The sequence below is a fragment of the Teredinibacter waterburyi genome, from assembly GCF_001922985.1.
GTDB classification, from domain to species: Bacteria; Pseudomonadota; Gammaproteobacteria; order Pseudomonadales; family Cellvibrionaceae; genus Teredinibacter; species Teredinibacter waterburyi.
Window position 1 is genome coordinate 1 of the sequence record NZ_MRUH01000133.1, and the last position, 838, is coordinate 838.

Below are 838 nucleotides of genomic sequence, written 5' to 3' on the forward strand. Positions count from 1 at the left end.
AAAAGACAATTACCACAAACCTAAAACCGACAAAGCACTTTTTTAATACCACGCATAACGCCGGCCATAAGCGGCGGCTGAAAGCCGTCCGGTGGAGGGCCATCGGCCCGGAACAGACTTAATGGCTTTGTTATGAGATTTGCGACTTTGTCTCAGGTAGACAATCCGCAAACTCTCTTTGGATTTTTGGCACTTTGCCACGCTGCTCACCACCACCATGCAATATAACCAACAGCATACCCACCATTACAGATACACCATTGGATATTCTTACCATCTGCTCTAGCAAGGGAAACGGGTAGCCTTTGCTGTGGCGATGGATTGCATGAATACCACCGTGGACAAAAGAACTGAGAGGCCTCCAAGAATACTCCCTGAATTCCAACAGCATATTCACCGGTTCCTGGGGGGCTTTACCCTGCAATTTCTCTAGCATTTCGCTGAGCATTGGGAGCCTATTCGCTCTATCAGCTGTCTCTTGTGTCAATTCACTGGTTAACTTTGACACGGAGGCGTCAGAAGCGGCATAAAGAAGCCACATTGCCCTGACCAGAGCTTCATACTGAAGACGGACAAGTCCCGTAGCGGACGTTAAGTTACCACCAGAAATCAGCATCTTTGCACTCTCGGCATGCTCGAAAGCAACGCTGCACATTACCTTGCTGGCCATGATCCTTTCTGAATCATCGAACGGAGCTAGCGCCATAAATTCCAAGAGCTTGCTCTCGAGTTCCGCGGATCGCGATAAAAGACAGTTTATCAATGGCTTCCCTTCTCATAACGCCAAGCTCACCTGCAATTTTTGCTGTGAGCGTTTGTGTAAAATGGAGCTGCGCGA

The 838-nt window shown here is 48.6% G+C and carries 1 protein-coding gene; it reads right to left on the bottom strand.

Annotation, left to right across the window (positions count from 1 at the left end; all coding sequences use genetic code 11):
* Positions 1–130 precede the first annotated feature (130 nt).
* Positions 131–670, bottom strand: a complete 540-nt coding sequence (locus IDZ20_RS10855; protein WP_223144947.1) for a DUF6988 family protein — start codon at positions 668–670, stop codon at positions 131–133.
* Positions 671–838: the final 168 nt, after the last annotated feature.